Here is a 15,431-nt window from a genome sequence, read left to right as displayed (position 1 = left end):
GCGCCTGCGGGCGCCCAGAGAGAAGAGGCACGACGATGAGTGCACTGGTTGGCGTGATCATGGGCTCCAAGTCCGATTGGTCCACCCTTAGCCACACCGCCGATATGCTGGAAAAGCTCGGCATCCCTTACGAGGTGAAAGTGGTCTCCGCCCACCGCACCCCGGACCTGCTGTTCCAGTACGCCGAAGAGGCTGAGGCGCGTGGCATCGAGGTGATCATCGCCGGTGCCGGTGGCGCGGCCCACCTGCCAGGCATGTGTGCGGCCAAGACTCACCTGCCGGTGCTGGGCGTGCCGGTGCAGTCGTCGATGCTCTCGGGCGTCGATTCTCTGCTGTCGATCGTGCAGATGCCGGCCGGCATTCCGGTCGCGACCCTGGCCATCGGCAAGGCCGGTGCGATCAACGCGGCCCTGCTGTCGGCGAGCATCCTGGGCGCCAAGCACCCACAATTTCATACCGTGCTGAAAAAATTCCGTGCTGAGCAGACAGACAGCGTCCTGGACAATCCAGACCCACGCATTGCCTGAGGTGGTTGACGAATGAAGATCGGTGTAATCGGTGGCGGCCAGTTGGGTCGCATGTTGGCCCTGGCGGGAACGCCGCTGGGAATGAACTTCGCTTTCCTCGATCCGGCGCCGGACGCCTGCGCCAGCGCGCTGGGTGAACATCTGCGGGCCGACTACGGTGATCAGGACCATCTGCGCCAACTGGCCGATGAAGTCGATCTGGTGACCTTCGAGTTCGAGAGCGTCCCGGCCGAAACCGTTGCCTTCCTGTCCCAGTTCGTCCCGGTCTACCCGAGTGCCGAAGCCTTGCGCATCGCCCGCGACCGCTGGTTCGAAAAGAACATGTTCAAGGACCTGGGCATCCCTACACCCGCGTTCGCTGACATCCAGTCCCAGGCCGACCTGGAGGCCGCCGTTGCCTCCATCGGTCTGCCGGCGGTCCTCAAGACTCGCACCCTGGGCTACGACGGCAAGGGCCAGAAAGTCCTGCGCAATCCTGAGGATGTGGCCGGCACGTTCGCCGAGCTGGGCAGCGTGGCCTGCCTGCTGGAAGGTTTTGTACCGTTCACTGGGGAAGTCTCGTTGATCGCCGTGCGGGCTCGCGACGGGGAAATCCGTTTCTATCCGCTGGTGCACAACACCCACAAGGACGGCATTCTCAAGCTGTCCGTTGCCAGCACCGATCATCCGCTGCAGGCCCTGGCCGAGGACTACTCCAGCCGTGTGCTCAAGCAACTGGACTATGTCGGCGTGATGGCGTTCGAGTTCTTTGAAGTGGACGGCGGCCTCAAGGCCAATGAAATCGCCCCGCGCGTGCACAACTCCGGGCACTGGACCACCGAAGGCGCCGAATGCAGCCAGTTTGAAAACCACCTGCGGGCGGTGGCCGGGCTGCCGCTGGGCTCGACCGCCAAAGTCGGCGAAAGCGCGATGCTCAACTTCATCGGCAAGGTGCCGGACAGCGAGAAAGTCCTGGCGATTGCCGATTGCCACCTGCATCACTATGGCAAGGCGTTCAAGGCCGGGCGCAAGGTCGGTCACGCCAACCTGCGCTGCGCTGACCGGGCCACGCTGGCCCAGCAGATCATCAAGGTCGAGACACTGATCGCCGAACAATAGTCTTCAGTGTCGGTGGAACCATTGGTCGGCTAACTTCTCTGATGGCTAGGTGCCAAAGCCCGAACGGGCTTTGGTCTAGCGACTTACCTCAGAGGGAAATGCCATGGGAATCATTGGAACCATCTTTATCGGCTTGATCGTGGGCCTGCTGGCGCGCTTCCTGAAACCAGGCGATGACAGCATGGGCTGGATCATGACCATCCTGCTCGGTATCGGCGGTTCGTTGGCAGCCACTTACGGCGGCCAGGCCCTGGGCATCTACCAGGCTGGCGAAGGCGCCGGTTTCATCGGTGCCCTGGTGGGCGCGGTGGTGTTGCTGGTGATCTACGGTCTGATCAAACGAAACTGATTCTGTGACAAAGCCCCCTCTGCGTTGGCGCGCAGGGAGGGCTAGAATGCCCGGCGTCGCACTTCCTACTTATTGCCGAGCCCATTCATGCGCCGTTTAGTCTTGACCCTCCTTCTGCTGGGCAGCGGCCTGGCCCACGCCGCCGAACTGCCGGAAACCGACTGGCTCGAACTGATGCCCAAGTCGGACCAGAAAGCTCTCGAGGCCATGCCCGAGATTGACCACAACACCCCCGAAGCCAGCGGCACCTTCACCGAAAAAGGTGGCTTGAAACAAAGCAAGGGCTTACCGGCGGTCATGTATTCGAGCAAGACCGTGGCGTCGATGAACGACCGGCATATCCGCCTGGGCGGCTACCCGGTGCCGCTGGAGTCCGACGCCAAGGGCCGCAGCACGCTGTTCTTCCTGGTGCCTTACCCCGGCGCCTGCATTCACGTCCCGCCACCACCGCCCAATCAACTGGTACTGGTGCGCTATCCCAAGGGTTTGAAGCTGGACGACATCTACACACCGCTCTGGGTGACCGGCACGCTGAAGATCGAAAAGGTCGACAACGACCTGGCCAGCGCGGCGTACGCGCTGGAAGCGGAAAAGGTGAGGGTGGTGCAGGAGGCGGATCTGTAACGGCCGGCTGGCCTGATACAAATCCCAATGTGGGAGCGAGCCTGCTCGCGAAGCGGTGGGTCAGTCTCAACGATATTGACGGTCAGTCCGCTATCGCGAGCAGGCTCGCTCCCACAAAGTTTTGTGGTGTGGCTTAGAGCGGCTTGCTACCGATGCTCACCCCGAGGGTATGACTGGCCTGCGGCAACAGCGATACCACATCGTCCATCACATTCGCCGTCTCGATACACAGCATGCGCTGCCAGCCATCGTCGGCCATGTCGCTGAAGGCCTTGGCGCGTTCGGTCCAGGGGTTCCAGATCACCGCCGAGCGTGAACCGCTGCTGGTCAGTTCGATGCGTCGTTCCCAGTGCGGGTCAACGATGCTCAGCTTCGCTGGGGTATCGAGATAGATGCGATCAGTCTCGCCGGCAAAGTGCAGGTCGCCGGCCTGGGTCACGGTATTCCAGTCGTCCAGTGTTTCGATATAACGCAAGCCATCCACGCCTTCGACATGCACGTTGCGCACGTCACTGACAGCGAAGTAACTGTGCAGCGCCTGGCTCAGGCTGACGGTTTCGCTGCCGCGGTTATGGCTGGTGAGGTGGATGTGCAACTGCTCGTCCATCACGATTGTCAGCGTCAGGTCCACCTGATGGGGCCAGCCCGAGAGGCCGTTTTCGGGGTAGGGCAGCACGAATTCCACTTTCAGGCTCTCGCCCTGGGCTTCGATGCCCTTGAGCTCCCAATCCATGGCCCGCACCAGGCCGTGAGCGGTGGCCGGATCGTTGCTCACGCGCATGGCCTGCACGCTGTCGGGGTTGCGCGTCAGGTTACCGAACCACGGCCAGCACACCGGCACCCCGGCACGGATGCTCTTGCCCGCCTTGAACGTTGCCTGGTCGTTGAGCCAGATCAGCGGCGGCTGGCCGTCGACCTGATAGCTGAGGATGTGCGCGCCTTGCTGGGCCACCAGCAACTCGGCCTGACCGTGGCGGATGCGCCAGCCGTTCAGTTCATCCAGTTTGACGGCTTCGACATGGGGCGTAGGCATACTGCAAGTCTCGCTCAGGAACATGAACTGCAATGGACCGCAAAACGGCCCCCGTGTTTAACGGGCGCGCGGCGGAACCGAGCGGGTACGGCCACTGCCATCGATGGCGACGAACACAAACACCGCCTCGGTGACCTTGCGCCATTCGCTGGACAGCGGATCGTCACTCCAGACCTCGACCATCATCTGGATCGAACTGCGGCCGATCTCCAGCGCCTGGGTATAAAAAGACAGCTGGGCACCCACGGCCACCGGCACCAGAAACGCCATGCGATCGATCGCCACGGTGGCCACGCGTCCACCGGCCACTTTGCTGGCCATGGCCGTGCCGGCCAGGTCCATCTGGGAAACCAGCCAGCCGCCGAAAATATCGCCAAAGCCGTTGGTTTCGCGGGGAAGCGCGGTGATTTGCAGGGCCAGGTCGCCTTGCGGGATTGGATCTTCCTGTTCGAGCTCTATCATGCCGGGGGTGCCTCTGACCCGTAACTCTGTCTTATGTATCAGGTGAATAGCCGTCTTTGAAAAAAACGATTCAGCCCGAACATGCGTTCGTCACGTTTTTCGTAAAGGCGTGCCAAAGGGAAACTCTGCGAAACCGGCTGGCAGGTTACTACGCCGCCAACGACGTTTTCGCACAGCAACCCCTTACAGAGTGTTGCAAGGTTGCGAGTATATCGAGCGATAGACGTCGAGACGACCACCCGGTTCCGATTTTGACTGTCAATTACGCACCTCTATGTGCTTTTTTGAACAATTTGCTATCGTGCCGAGCCTGCCCACCGTTGTCCGGGGTTGCAGAACTGACTATAAGAGAAGCCCTTGCCATGACCACTGCGCCTTCGAGCACGGCGACACCCGTTCAATCGGCTCGTCCGTTGACCCGTAACGATTACAAGACCCTGTCGCTTTCTGCCTTGGGCGGTGCGTTGGAGTTCTACGATTTCATCATTTTCGTGTTCTTCGCCACCGTGGTTGGCAAATTGTTCTTCCCCGCCGAAATGCCTGAGTGGCTGCGCTTGATGCAGACGTTCGGCATTTTTGCCGCCGGTTATCTGGCCCGGCCGCTGGGCGGGATCATCATGGCTCACTTCGGTGACCTGCTGGGACGCAAGAAAATGTTCACCCTGAGCATTTTCATGATGGCCGTGCCGACCCTCATCATGGGGTTGCTGCCGACCTATGCCCAGATCGGCATGTGGGCGCCGATTCTGCTGTTGCTGATGCGCGTGATCCAGGGCGCGGCCATTGGTGGTGAGGTGCCGGGAGCCTGGGTGTTCGTTTCCGAGCACGTTCCGGCGCGCCACATCGGCTACGCCTGCGGCACGCTGACGTGTGGCCTGACCGTGGGGATTTTGCTGGGTTCGCTGGTGGCCACGGCCATCAACAGCATCTATACGCCGGTGGAGGTCGCGGATTACGCCTGGCGGATTCCGTTCCTGATGGGGGGTGTGTTCGGCCTGTTCTCGGTGTACCTGCGCCGTTGGCTGCACGAAACCCCGATATTCGCCGAGCTGCAACTGCGCAAGGCCCTGGCTGCGGAAGTACCGCTGCGAGCGGTGCTGCGTGATCATCGTGGCGCCATTGCCCTTTCGATGTTGCTGACCTGGCTGCTGTCGGCCGGCATCATCGTGATCATCCTGATGACCCCGACCGTGCTGCAAACGGTGTATCACTTCAGCCCGACCACCGCGTTGCAGGCCAACAGCCTGGCGATCGTATTCCTGAGCTTTGGCTGCATCGGCTCGGGCGTGCTGGCGGACCGCTTCGGTGCCGGACGAGTGTTCGTGTTCGGCAGCGCGTTGCTGTTGATCACCTCCTGGACCTTCTATCACAGCCTGTTCAACCACCCCGACTGGCTGTTTCCGCTCTATGCCCTGAGCGGGCTGCTGGTGGGCACCATCGGCGCGGTGCCCTATGTCATGGTCAAGGCGTTCCCGGCCGTGGTGCGCTTCAGCGGCCTATCGTTCTCCTACAACCTGGCCTATGCAATCTTCGGCGGCCTGACTCCGATGATCGTCACCCTGCTGCTCAAGGAAAGCCCGATGGGGCCGGCCTATTACGTGGCGGTTATCTGCGGTATCGGGATTGCGGTGGGGGCGTATCTCTGGAAGGAAGGTCGTTAAGCAGTTATTGACTGTATTGACTTCATCGCGAGCAGGCTCGCTCCCACATTGGATTCTGTGTTCACCGCACATCCCCTGTGGGAGCGAGCCTGCTCGCGATTGGGCCTGCTCGATCGTCTTTTAAATCTCAATAATGGCCTTTCATCCAATTGTCATATTTCAGCCATAGAGTGTTCACACGGCTTACCGATACTTGGCCGACTTAACACACCTATCTGCTAGGAGTAAGGCATGAAACTGAAGCGTTTGATGACGGCAATGACCTTTGTCGCCGCTGGCGTTGCGACCGCCCACGCGGTTGCCGCTGTCGACCCAGCCATCCCGAGCTACACCAAGACCACCGGTGTGTCGGGCAACCTGTCCAGCGTCGGCTCCGATACTCTGGCCAACCTGATGACCCTGTGGGCCGAGAACTACAAGAAAGAATACCCGAACGTAAATATCCAGATTCAGGCCGCCGGTTCTTCCACTGCGCCACCTGCTCTGACCGAAGGCACCTCCAACCTGGGCCCGATGAGCCGCAAGATGAAGGACAACGAGCTGCAGGCCTTCGAAACCAAATACGGTTACAAGCCTACTGCTGTTCCAGTGGCCGTGGACGCCCTGGCTGTGTTCGTACACAAGGACAACCCGATCAAAGGCCTGACCATGGCTCAGGTCGATGCAATTTTCTCGTCGACCCGCCTGTGCGGCGCCAAGGCTGACGTCAAGACCTGGGGTGACCTGGGCGTGACCGGTGACCTGGCCAACAAGCCAATCCAGCTGTTCGGTCGTAACTCGGTATCCGGCACCTACGGCTACTTCAAAGAAGAAGCCCTGTGCAAAGGCGACTACAAGTCCAACGTCAATGAACAGCCTGGTTCGGCGTCGGTTGTACAGTCCATCAGCAGCTCGCTCAACGGCGTTGGCTACTCGGGCATCGGCTACAAGACCGCCAGCGTGAAAACCGTTGCTCTTGCCAAGAAAGAAGGCGGCGAGTTCATCGAAGACACCGAAGAAAACACCCTGAACGGCAAGTACCCACTGTCGCGTTTCCTCTACGTTTACATCAACAAGGCTCCGAACAAGCCTCTGGCCCCGCTGGAAGCTGAGTTCCTGAAGCTGGTTCTGTCCAAGCAAGGTCAGGAAGTTGTGGTCAAGGACGGCTACATCCCACTGCCAGCCAAGGTTGCCGCCAAGGCCCTGGCTGACCTGGGTCTGTCCGAAGGCGAAGGCTCCAACGTCGCCAAGAAGTAATACCTGAGCCCGGGCCACACCCGGGCTTTTGTGGGGGCGAGCTAGCTCGCGATAGCGGTAGGTCAGTCAACATTGAGGTTTGAATGTGATGACCCCATCCCGAGCAAGCCCCCCACACCCCAATTTCTGTCCGCTGCCGGTATTCACGGGCGGCGGATTTGTTGCGTCACTGCATTGTCATCTTTCTGTCATACAGGATCGCTAGGGTGTGCGCATGAATGATCTGGCCAATTCCACAATGACTACGACTTCCCCTCCCAAGCGCATTGACTTCAATACGCCTGAACTGCAACGCAAGCGCCGCATCCGCGCGCTCAAGGATCGCCTGACCCGCTGGTACGTTCTGGTCGGCGGGCTCGCCGTGCTGGCGGCCATTACCCTGATTTTCTTCTTCCTGGCGTATGTGGTCCTCCCGCTGTTCCAGGGCGCGGACCTGACCTCCAAGGACTCGATTACTCCTGCCTGGATGCAGGACGCCGGCAAACCGCTGATGATCGCCATCGAAGAGCAGAACCAGGTGGCGATGCGGATTTCCGACAAGGGCCAGGCGCTGTTCTTTGATGTAGACACCGGGGCAGAGCTGCGTCGTGTCGACCTGCCGGTGCCGGCGGGTGCCAGCGTGACCTCCATCGGCGAAGACCAACCCGGCAGCCCGCTGGTGGTGATCGGTCTGTCCAACGGCCAGGCACTGGTGGTGCGTCATACCTATAAAGTCAGCTATCCGGACGGCAAGAAAACTATTTCGCCGGCCATCGAGTACCCGTACGGCGAAACGCCGATTGTGCTCAACGAGCAGGGCGCGCCGCTGGAGCACGTATCGCTCAACGCCACTGATTCGACCCTGTTGCTCGCCGGTTCCACGGGCGCGCAACTGCAGGTGCTGTCGATCACCAGCGAAGAAAACATGATGACCGGTGAAGTCACCAGCGAGCAGACGCGTATCGATCTGCCGCAGATGACCGAGCCGGTCAAAAACATCTTCGTCGACCCGCGTCAGCAATGGCTGTATGTGGTCAACGGGCGTGCCCAGGCCGATGTGTTCAGCCTGCGGGAAAAGAGCCTCAACGGTCGCTACAAGCTGCTTGAGAACGGCGACGCCCAGGTCACCGCCAGCACCCAATTGGTAGGCGGGATTTCCCTGATCATTGGTGACTCCACAGGTGGCCTGGCTCAGTGGTTCATGGCCCGCGATGCGGACGGTGAGCAACGCCTGAAACAGATTCGTACGTTCCAGATGGGCACTGCGCCGATCGTTGAGATCACCGCCGAGGAACGGCGTAAAGGTTTCGTGGCCTTGGACGCTTCCGGCAAACTCGGCGTGTTCCACAGTACCGCTCACCGCACCTTGCTGGTGGACCAGGTGGTCGACGGCCAGGGCCTGTTCGGCATGTCACCTCGGGCCAACCGTCTGATCGTGGAGCAAGGCGGCAAGTTGCAACCGTTGCTGCTGGATAACCCGCACCCGGAAGTCTCGTGGAGCGCGTTGTGGGGCAAGGTCTGGTACGAAAACTACGACGAGCCTAAATACGTCTGGCAATCGACTGCGGCCAACACCGATTTCGAACCCAAGATGAGCCTTTCGCCGCTGACCTTCGGCACCCTGAAAGCGGCGTTCTACGCGATGCTGCTGGCTGCGCCGCTGGCGATTGCTGCCGCGATCTACACCGCGTACTTCATGGCCCCGGGCATGCGCCGCAAGGTCAAGCCGGTGATCGAACTGATGGAAGCGATGCCGACGGTGATCCTCGGTTTCTTCGCCGGCCTGTTCCTGGCGCCCTACGTCGAAGGGCACCTGCCAGGTATCTTCAGCCTGCTGATGTTGTTGCCCGTTGGCATCCTGGTGGCCGGTTTCGTCTTCAGCCGCTTGCCTGAGTCCGTGCGCCTGAAGGTGCCAGAGGGCTGGGAAAGCGCGATGCTGATCCCGGTGATCCTGTTCGTGGGCTGGCTCTCGCTGTACATGAGCCCGTACATGGAAGCCTGGTTCTTCGGTGGCGACATGCGCATGTGGATCTCCCATGATCTGGGCATCACCTACGACCAGCGCAACGCCCTGGTAGTCGGCCTGGCGATGGGTTTTGCGGTCATCCCGAACATCTACTCCATCGCTGAAGACGCCGTGTTCAGTGTGCCGCGTGGCCTGACCCTGGGCTCGCTGGCCCTCGGTGCCACGCCGTGGCAGACCATGACCCGCGTGGTGATTCTCACCGCCAGCCCCGGCATCTTCTCGGCGCTGATGATCGGCATGGGCCGTGCGGTCGGTGAAACCATGATCGTGCTGATGGCCACCGGTAACACGCCGGTCATGGAAATGAACCTGTTCGAAGGTCTGCGCACCCTGGCGGCCAACGTGGCGGTGGAAATGCCTGAGTCGGAAGTCGGCGGCAGCCATTACCGCGTGCTGTTCCTGTCGGCGCTGGTGCTGCTGCTGTTCACCTTCATCATGAACACCCTCGCCGAGCTGATCCGTCAGCGTCTGCGCAAGAAATATTCGTCGCTTTAAGAAAGGTAGAAGTCTGTGAAACAGAACTCCCTGAAAGGATGGTTCAAGAGCGGCGCCCCCGGCGTCTGGATCAGCGGTGGTGCGGTGTCCATCGCGGTCATCATGACCATTGGCCTGCTGGCAGTGATTGCCGTGCGCGGTCTGGGCCATTTCTGGCCGGCGGACCTGATCCACGCCAGCTACAACGTGCCGGGCATGCCCGCGCATCTGGTTGTAGGCGAAGTGGTGCAGAAGGAATCAGTGCCCCGCGAGCGTCTGAAAAGCGCTGGCCTGCCGGTGCCGGACGAAGGCCCCGAGTTCATGACCCGCGAGTTGATCAAGGTCGGCAACCGGGACCTCAACGGCACGGATTTCACCTGGATCGTCGGTGACTGGCTGACCAACCAGACCACGCCGCCGGAGCTGATGGCCATCGAGCGTCGTGAGTGGGGTAATTTCTACGGCTACCTGGTCAACGTCAAAGAGAACGGCAAGGTCATCGCCGAAGGCGAAGCGGCCTGGCCGGAACTGCAAGCTCGCGTGGCCCGGGTCAACAAACTCGCCGCTGAGCTCAAGACCCTGGAAAAATCCGACATCGGCGCAATCAACGCAGGGCTTGAGCGCATTCGTCTCAAAGGCCGCAAGCTGGAGCTGGAAGGCAAGCTGGACGCTGCTGCACAAGCGGACCTGGACGCTGACCGCGCCGAGCTCGATGCCCGCTACAAAGACATCGAAGCGCGTCTGGGCGACCTGCATTCGCAGTTCAACCGCGACAGCCTGACCGCCCGCGATGCCAATGGCAAAGAACTGGAAATCGAGATCGGCAAAGTGGTGCATGCCTACCAGCCGAACGGCATGGGGACGTTCACCAAGATCGGTTTCTATTTCAGCAAGGTCTGGGAATTCCTCAGCGACGATCCTCGTGAAGCCAACACCGAAGGCGGGATCTTCCCGGCGATTTTCGGCACCGTCATGATGACCCTGATCATGGCAATGGTGGTGACGCCATTCGGTGTGCTGGCAGCGGTGTACCTGCGCGAATACGCTCGCCAGGGACCGATGACCCGCCTGATCCGCATCGCGGTGAACAACCTGGCGGGCGTACCGGCCATCGTCTACGGTGTGTTCGGCCTGGGCTTCTTCGTTTATGTGTTAGGTGGTTCGGTTGACCGGTTGTTCTTCCCCGAAGCCCTGCCGGCACCGACATTCGGTACCCCGGGCCTGCTCTGGGCGTCCCTGACCCTGGCGCTGCTGGCGGTGCCGGTGGTGATCGTCGCCACTGAAGAAGGCCTGGCGCGTATCCCGCGTACTGTGCGCGAAGGCTCCCTGGCCCTGGGCGCGACCAAGGCTGAGACATTGTGGAAAATCGTGCTGCCCATGGCGAGCCCGGCGATGATGACCGGCATGATCCTCGCGGTGGCTCGCGCCGCGGGTGAAGTGGCGCCATTGATGCTGGTAGGTGTGGTGAAACTGGCCCCGTCGCTGCCGCTGGACGGCAACTACCCGTACCTGCACCTGGACCAGAAGATCATGCACCTGGGCTTTCACATCTATGACGTAGGCTTCCAGAGCCCGAACGTCGAAGCGGCGCGACCGCTGGTATACGCCACGGCGCTGTTGCTGGTGCTGGTGATTGCCACGCTCAACCTGTCGGCGGTGTGGATCCGTAACCACCTGCGCGAGAAGTACAAAGCACTCGATAGCTGATTTCACACTGATCTTTTGTGGGAGCGAGCCTGCTCGCGATGGCATCACCTCGGTTTTAAAGCCAAACCGAGTTGCCTGAATCGCGAGCAGACTCGCTCCCAGACAACCGAACCGAATTTGTTAGCACAGGGAGCCTCCCATGCAACACGAGACACAAGCACGCGGCATCAACATGTCGGCCCTGGGCCGCGACAAGCAGAGCCTGGACCTGGCTCAGGAAACCGTCGCCATCGAAGTGCCCGGCCTGAACCTGTTTTACGGCCAGAAGCAGGCGCTGTACGACGTCAGCCTGAACATCCCGAAGCAGCGCGTCACCGCGTTCATCGGTCCGTCGGGCTGCGGCAAGTCAACCTTGCTGCGCACCTTCAACCGTATGAACGATCTGGTGGACGGCTGCCGCGTCGAGGGCGAAATCAACCTCTACGGCAACGACATCTACCGCAAGGGCGAAGATGTGGCCGAGCTGCGTCGTCGTGTGGGCATGGTGTTCCAGAAGCCTAACCCGTTCCCCAAAACCATCTACGAGAACGTGGTCTACGGCCTGCGCATCCAGGGCATCAACAAAAAGCGCATTCTTGACGAAGCCGTGGAATGGGCGCTCAAGGGCGCGGCGCTGTGGGACGAGGTCAAGGATCGTCTGCACGAATCGGCACTGGGCCTGTCCGGTGGTCAACAGCAACGTCTGGTGATTGCCCGTACCATCGCCGTTGAGCCGGAAGTCTTGTTGCTCGACGAACCTTGCTCGGCCCTGGACCCGATTTCGACCCTGAAAGTCGAAGAGCTGATCTACGAGCTCAAATCCAAATTCACCATCGTCATCGTGACCCACAACATGCAACAGGCGGCGCGGGTTTCCGACTACACCGCCTTCATGTACATGGGCAAACTGGTGGAATTCGGCGACACCGACACCCTGTTTACCAACCCGGCCAAGAAGCAGACCGAAGACTACATCACCGGTCGCTACGGCTAGCCGTAGAGCCGCAAGCGTCAAGCTGCAAGCGGCAAGTAGAAGCGATCCGAGTAACGACACACATCAGCTTGCAGCTTGTAGCTTGCAGCTCACAGCTTTTGCGGAGCAAAACCATGATTTCGAAGGAAGGCCTTACTCACCACATTTCCGCACAGTTCAATGCCGAGCTCGAGGAGGTGCGCAGTCACCTGCTGGCCATGGGCGGGCTGGTGGAAAAGCAGGTCAACGACGCGGTGACCGCGCTGATCGAGGCCGACTCCGGCCTGGCCCAGCAAGTGCGCGAGATCGACGACCAGATCAACCAGATGGAGCGCAACATCGACGAAGAGTGCCTGCGCATCCTGGCCCGTCGTCAACCGGCCGCTTCCGACCTTCGCCTGATCATCAGCATCTCCAAGTCGGTGATCGATCTGGAACGAATCGGCGACGAAAGCACCAAGATCGCCCGTCGCGCCATTCAGCTGTGCGAAGAAGGCGAGGCGCCGCGCGGTTACGTCGAAGTTCGTCACATTGGCGACCAGGTGCGCAACATGGTGCGCGACGCACTGGATGCCTTCGCCCGTTTCGACGCCGACCTGGCACTGTCGGTGGCCCAGTACGACAAGATCATCGACCGCGAATACAAGACCGCGCTGCGTGAGCTGGCGACCTACATGATGGAAGACCCGCGCTCTATCTCCCGGGTGCTGAGCATCATCTGGGTGCTGCGTTCTTTGGAGCGTATCGGCGATCATGCGCGCAACATCTCGGAACTTGTGATCTACCTGGTGCGCGGCACCGACGTGCGGCACTTGGGGCTCAAGCGCATGAAGGCCGAAGTGGAGGGCACCTCGTCCGAAACCGCTAATGTTCCGGGCGAAACTGACGATAAGTAAGATTGCCCAAGAAAAGCGCCCGGCCTTCTGGTCGGGCTTTTTTTTGCGGCTTTTTTAATCGATAGCAGCACCCCGCGAACGAAGAGTCCCGGCGTGACTGAAGGTTTTTTGGCAATATGCCATCAGTAAAAGCGGTATGCTTGCCGGGATTTTTTAGAGGTGTATCTGGATGAGTAAGGTCAGTGTGTTGGTCGTGGACGACGCTTCGTTCATTCGTGACCTGGTGAAGAAGTGCCTGCGCAACTACTTCCCGGGCATCCGCATCGAAGATGCGGTGAACGGTAAGAAAGCCCAATCCCTGCTGGCCCGTGAGGCGTTCGACCTGGTGCTGTGTGATTGGGAAATGCCGGAAATGTCGGGCCTGGAGCTGCTGACCTGGTGCCGCCAGCAGGACAATCTCAAGGGCATGCCGTTTGTGATGGTCACCAGCCGCGGCGACAAGGAAAACGTGGTCCAGGCGATCCAGGCCGGCGTTTCCGGCTACGTCAGCAAGCCGTTCACCAACGAGCAACTGCTGACCAAGGTCAAGCAGGCCCTGCACAAGGTTGGCAAGCTCGACACCCTGATGAACAGCGCTCCGACCAAGATGAACTCGGCGTTCGGCAATGATTCGCTCAGCGCGCTTACCGGCGGCAAGGCGGCTCCGGTTGCGGCGGCGGCTCCGGCGGTCAATCCGTTTGCCAAGCCTGCTGTCGTTGCAGCTGCCGCGCCTGCCGCTGTTGCTGCTCCAGCCCGCGGCATGCTCAACAGCCCGCCGGTCAAGGCGCCTTCAGCCTCCACCGCCCCGGCTGGCGCCAACCGTGGTCAGGGCCAGTTGCGCCTCTCCAGCGGCACCCAGCAATGCGTGATCAAGGCCCTGAGCCTCAAGGAAGCGCTGCTGCTGGTCAAACGCACCGACACCCTGCCACAGGTGCTGGAAAGCGCCGTGCTGGACATGGAGCAGGGCGACAACGCCGAAACCGCTCGCCTCAACGGTTACTTGCACGCCATCGTTGCTCACGAGCAGACCCCCGACAGCGAATGGCTGCAACTGACCTTCCGTTTTGTCGATAAAGACCCACAGAAGCTCGACTACATCTCCCGCCTGATTGCCCGCGGTACAGCGCAGAAGCACTTCGTACCTGGCGCCTGATTCGGCGGCGTCCTTCAGTCAGTCATCGCGAGCAGGCTCGCTCCCACAGTGATCTCTGTTGTTCACAAAATTTGTGTCCACAGCAGATCCAGTGTGGGAGCGAGCCTGCTCGCGATGGGGTCACCAGCGGCACTAGAGCCCTATCGGCCAACCCATTTTGAAACATCCGTCGACTACGCTGGTCCATCCAGCTGCTAGGCTGCTGTACAGGCCTTCATTTCGACAGAATTTTTGCCCATGTTTTTGCCCCTGCTGTTTGCCTGTGGTCTTGTCCTGGCCTCCACCTCGGCCGTGGCCATGACGATCTACAAATCCACCGATGCCAATGGCGTGGTGTCCTACAGCGATCGCCCCAGCAAGGGCGCGCAGGTGTTCGTGTTCCGTGATCGCATGGTCGAACGTCTCGAGCGCCAGGTGTTTCTCGATATCAAGAAACAGAAGGGCGCGGACGCGGTGTTCGTGCGCAACGACTTGTACGCGCCGGTGGAGATCGAATTGAGTTTTGCCGGGCTACGCAACGTCAGCGGGGCGCCGAGCCGGCCGATCCGGCGGGTGCTGCCGGCGCGCAGTAACCTGCGTCTGGCGCTGCTCACGGCCACGCGCCCCGGAAAGCCTTTGGTGTATACCCCGCGGTTCGAATACTCCCTGGGCGACCCTGCAGGCACGGCGCAGGCTTATCGCTACCCGCTGCCGTGGCGTGGTGGTCCGTTTCGGCTGAGCCAGGGGGCCAACGGTCAATACAGCCACTATGGCCCCAAAAACCGTTATGCCATGGACATCGCCATGCCCGAGGGCACGCCGATCATCGCGGCGCGCGGCGGCGTGGTGGTCAAGACGGAAAATCACCAGACCGGCCGTGGCACCGACCCGTCGGGCAACTTCGTGCGGGTGCTGCACGATGACGGGACCATGGGCGTGTACCTGCACCTGCAAAAAGGCTCGGTGAGCGTGCGGGAAGGGCAACGGGTGATGGTGGGAACGCCGCTGGCGCTGTCTGGCAATACCGGCAACAGTTCAGGTCCGCACCTGCATTTCGTGGTGCAGCGCAATACCGGGTTGGGGCTGGTGTCGATTCCCTACCAGTTCAATCAACCGGTGGGCGACTTGCCCAACTTTGCGTTGGGCAAGCAGTAAGCGGCTGGCGCCGATCTACTGTGGCGAGGGAGCTTGCTCCCGCTGGGTCGCGAAGCGGCCCCAAAAGCGACGACTGCTTCGCAGCCGAGCGGGAGCAAGCTCCCTCGCCACAGAGATTGTGCATGCCTTGTAGAAAGGTGG

14 protein-coding genes are annotated in these 15,431 nt (G+C 60.8%); 12 read left to right on the top strand and 2 right to left on the bottom strand.

The window, feature by feature from the left end:
• Positions 1 to 35: 35 nt before the first annotated feature.
• From purE to QOM08_RS27780, 4 genes are all read left to right on the top strand, one after another.
• A complete protein-coding gene (gene purE / locus QOM08_RS27795; protein ID WP_003196369.1) occupies positions 36 to 527 on the top strand; it encodes a 5-(carboxyamino)imidazole ribonucleotide mutase in 492 nt (163 codons plus the stop codon).
• Positions 528 to 539: 12 nt separating this feature from the next.
• The gene (locus QOM08_RS27790) at positions 540 to 1,625 is read left to right on the top strand and encodes a 5-(carboxyamino)imidazole ribonucleotide synthase (RefSeq protein WP_047226717.1); all 1,086 of its coding nucleotides are present in this window, start codon (positions 540 to 542) and stop codon (positions 1,623 to 1,625) included.
• Between the two features lie 103 nt (positions 1,626 to 1,728).
• On the top strand, positions 1,729 to 1,974 hold the full coding sequence (locus tag QOM08_RS27785) for a GlsB/YeaQ/YmgE family stress response membrane protein (protein ID WP_039593587.1): 246 nt from the start codon (positions 1,729 to 1,731) through the stop codon (positions 1,972 to 1,974).
• Between the two features lie 87 nt (positions 1,975 to 2,061).
• Entirely contained in the window at positions 2,062 to 2,598 is a 537-nt protein-coding gene (locus QOM08_RS27780) for a DUF3299 domain-containing protein (RefSeq protein WP_076383207.1), read from the top strand.
• Positions 2,599 to 2,731: 133 nt separating this feature from the next.
• On the opposite strand, the gene QOM08_RS27775 is transcribed toward QOM08_RS27780, so the two are convergent.
• Together QOM08_RS27775 and QOM08_RS27770 are read right to left on the bottom strand one after the other, a co-directional pair.
• Complete coding sequence (locus QOM08_RS27775) at positions 2,732 to 3,631, bottom strand: D-hexose-6-phosphate mutarotase (RefSeq protein ID WP_316912364.1); 900 nt, start codon at positions 3,629 to 3,631, stop codon at positions 2,732 to 2,734.
• A 57-nt stretch (positions 3,632 to 3,688) separates the two neighbouring features.
• A complete protein-coding gene (locus tag QOM08_RS27770; protein ID WP_003177184.1) occupies positions 3,689 to 4,093 on the bottom strand; it encodes an acyl-CoA thioesterase in 405 nt (134 codons plus the stop codon).
• A gap of 362 nt (positions 4,094 to 4,455) precedes the next feature.
• Between QOM08_RS27770 and QOM08_RS27765 the strand changes: the two genes are divergently transcribed.
• From QOM08_RS27765 to QOM08_RS27730, 8 genes are all read left to right on the top strand, one after another.
• Complete coding sequence (locus tag QOM08_RS27765) at positions 4,456 to 5,754, top strand: MFS transporter (RefSeq protein ID WP_047226720.1); 1,299 nt, start codon at positions 4,456 to 4,458, stop codon at positions 5,752 to 5,754.
• Between the two features lie 231 nt (positions 5,755 to 5,985).
• Positions 5,986 to 6,990 (top strand): phosphate ABC transporter substrate-binding protein PstS family protein, encoded by a 1,005-nt coding sequence (locus QOM08_RS27760; RefSeq protein WP_047226721.1) that lies wholly within the window; start codon positions 5,986 to 5,988, stop codon positions 6,988 to 6,990.
• 466 nt (positions 6,991 to 7,456) lie between these two features.
• Entirely contained in the window at positions 7,457 to 9,490 is a 2,034-nt protein-coding gene (locus QOM08_RS27755) for an ABC transporter permease subunit (RefSeq protein WP_171061290.1), read from the top strand.
• 15 nt (positions 9,491 to 9,505) lie between these two features.
• The gene (gene pstA / locus QOM08_RS27750) at positions 9,506 to 11,176 is read left to right on the top strand and encodes a phosphate ABC transporter permease PstA (RefSeq protein ID WP_047226723.1); all 1,671 of its coding nucleotides are present in this window, start codon (positions 9,506 to 9,508) and stop codon (positions 11,174 to 11,176) included.
• A gap of 139 nt (positions 11,177 to 11,315) precedes the next feature.
• A complete protein-coding gene (gene pstB / locus QOM08_RS27745; RefSeq protein WP_047226724.1) occupies positions 11,316 to 12,149 on the top strand; it encodes a phosphate ABC transporter ATP-binding protein PstB in 834 nt (277 codons plus the stop codon).
• 113 nt (positions 12,150 to 12,262) lie between these two features.
• Positions 12,263 to 13,024 (top strand): phosphate signaling complex protein PhoU, encoded by a 762-nt coding sequence (phoU, locus tag QOM08_RS27740; protein WP_047226725.1) that lies wholly within the window; start codon positions 12,263 to 12,265, stop codon positions 13,022 to 13,024.
• A gap of 169 nt (positions 13,025 to 13,193) precedes the next feature.
• Positions 13,194 to 14,156, top strand: a complete 963-nt coding sequence (locus QOM08_RS27735; protein WP_047226726.1) for a response regulator — start codon at positions 13,194 to 13,196, stop codon at positions 14,154 to 14,156.
• Positions 14,157 to 14,393: 237 nt separating this feature from the next.
• Positions 14,394 to 15,290, top strand: coding sequence for a peptidoglycan DD-metalloendopeptidase family protein (locus QOM08_RS27730; protein WP_047226727.1), 897 nt, complete (start codon positions 14,394 to 14,396; stop codon positions 15,288 to 15,290).
• Positions 15,291 to 15,431 lie beyond the last annotated feature (141 nt).

Source organism: Pseudomonas sp. P105 (assembly GCF_032614175.1).
GTDB classification, from domain to species: Bacteria; Pseudomonadota; Gammaproteobacteria; order Pseudomonadales; family Pseudomonadaceae; genus Aquipseudomonas; species Aquipseudomonas rhizophila.
Note: the sequence above shows the minus strand (reverse complement) of the source record. Positions and strands in the feature narration are given on the sequence as shown.

Excerpts from the sequence above, each read along its gene's own strand:
- QOM08_RS27765 (WP_047226720.1), top strand. The coding sequence starts at position 4,456 with ATGACCACTGCGCCTTCGAGCACGGCGACACCCGTTCAATCGGCTCGT.
- phoU (WP_047226725.1), top strand. The coding sequence starts at position 12,263 with ATGATTTCGAAGGAAGGCCTTACTCACCACATTTCCGCACAGTTCAAT.
- QOM08_RS27790 (WP_047226717.1), top strand. The coding sequence starts at position 540 with ATGAAGATCGGTGTAATCGGTGGCGGCCAGTTGGGTCGCATGTTGGCC.
- QOM08_RS27755 (WP_171061290.1), top strand. The coding sequence starts at position 7,457 with ATGCAGGACGCCGGCAAACCGCTGATGATCGCCATCGAAGAGCAGAAC.
- QOM08_RS27730 (WP_047226727.1), top strand. The coding sequence starts at position 14,394 with ATGTTTTTGCCCCTGCTGTTTGCCTGTGGTCTTGTCCTGGCCTCCACC.
- purE (WP_003196369.1), top strand. The coding sequence starts at position 36 with ATGAGTGCACTGGTTGGCGTGATCATGGGCTCCAAGTCCGATTGGTCC.
- QOM08_RS27775 (WP_316912364.1), bottom strand. The coding sequence starts at position 3,631 with ATGCCTACGCCCCATGTCGAAGCCGTCAAACTGGATGAACTGAACGGC.
- pstB (WP_047226724.1), top strand. The coding sequence starts at position 11,316 with ATGCAACACGAGACACAAGCACGCGGCATCAACATGTCGGCCCTGGGC.
- QOM08_RS27735 (WP_047226726.1), top strand. The coding sequence starts at position 13,194 with ATGAGTAAGGTCAGTGTGTTGGTCGTGGACGACGCTTCGTTCATTCGT.
- QOM08_RS27770 (WP_003177184.1), bottom strand. The coding sequence starts at position 4,093 with ATGATAGAGCTCGAACAGGAAGATCCAATCCCGCAAGGCGACCTGGCC.
- QOM08_RS27760 (WP_047226721.1), top strand. The coding sequence starts at position 5,986 with ATGAAACTGAAGCGTTTGATGACGGCAATGACCTTTGTCGCCGCTGGC.
- QOM08_RS27780 (WP_076383207.1), top strand. The coding sequence starts at position 2,062 with ATGCGCCGTTTAGTCTTGACCCTCCTTCTGCTGGGCAGCGGCCTGGCC.
- QOM08_RS27785 (WP_039593587.1), top strand. The coding sequence starts at position 1,729 with ATGGGAATCATTGGAACCATCTTTATCGGCTTGATCGTGGGCCTGCTG.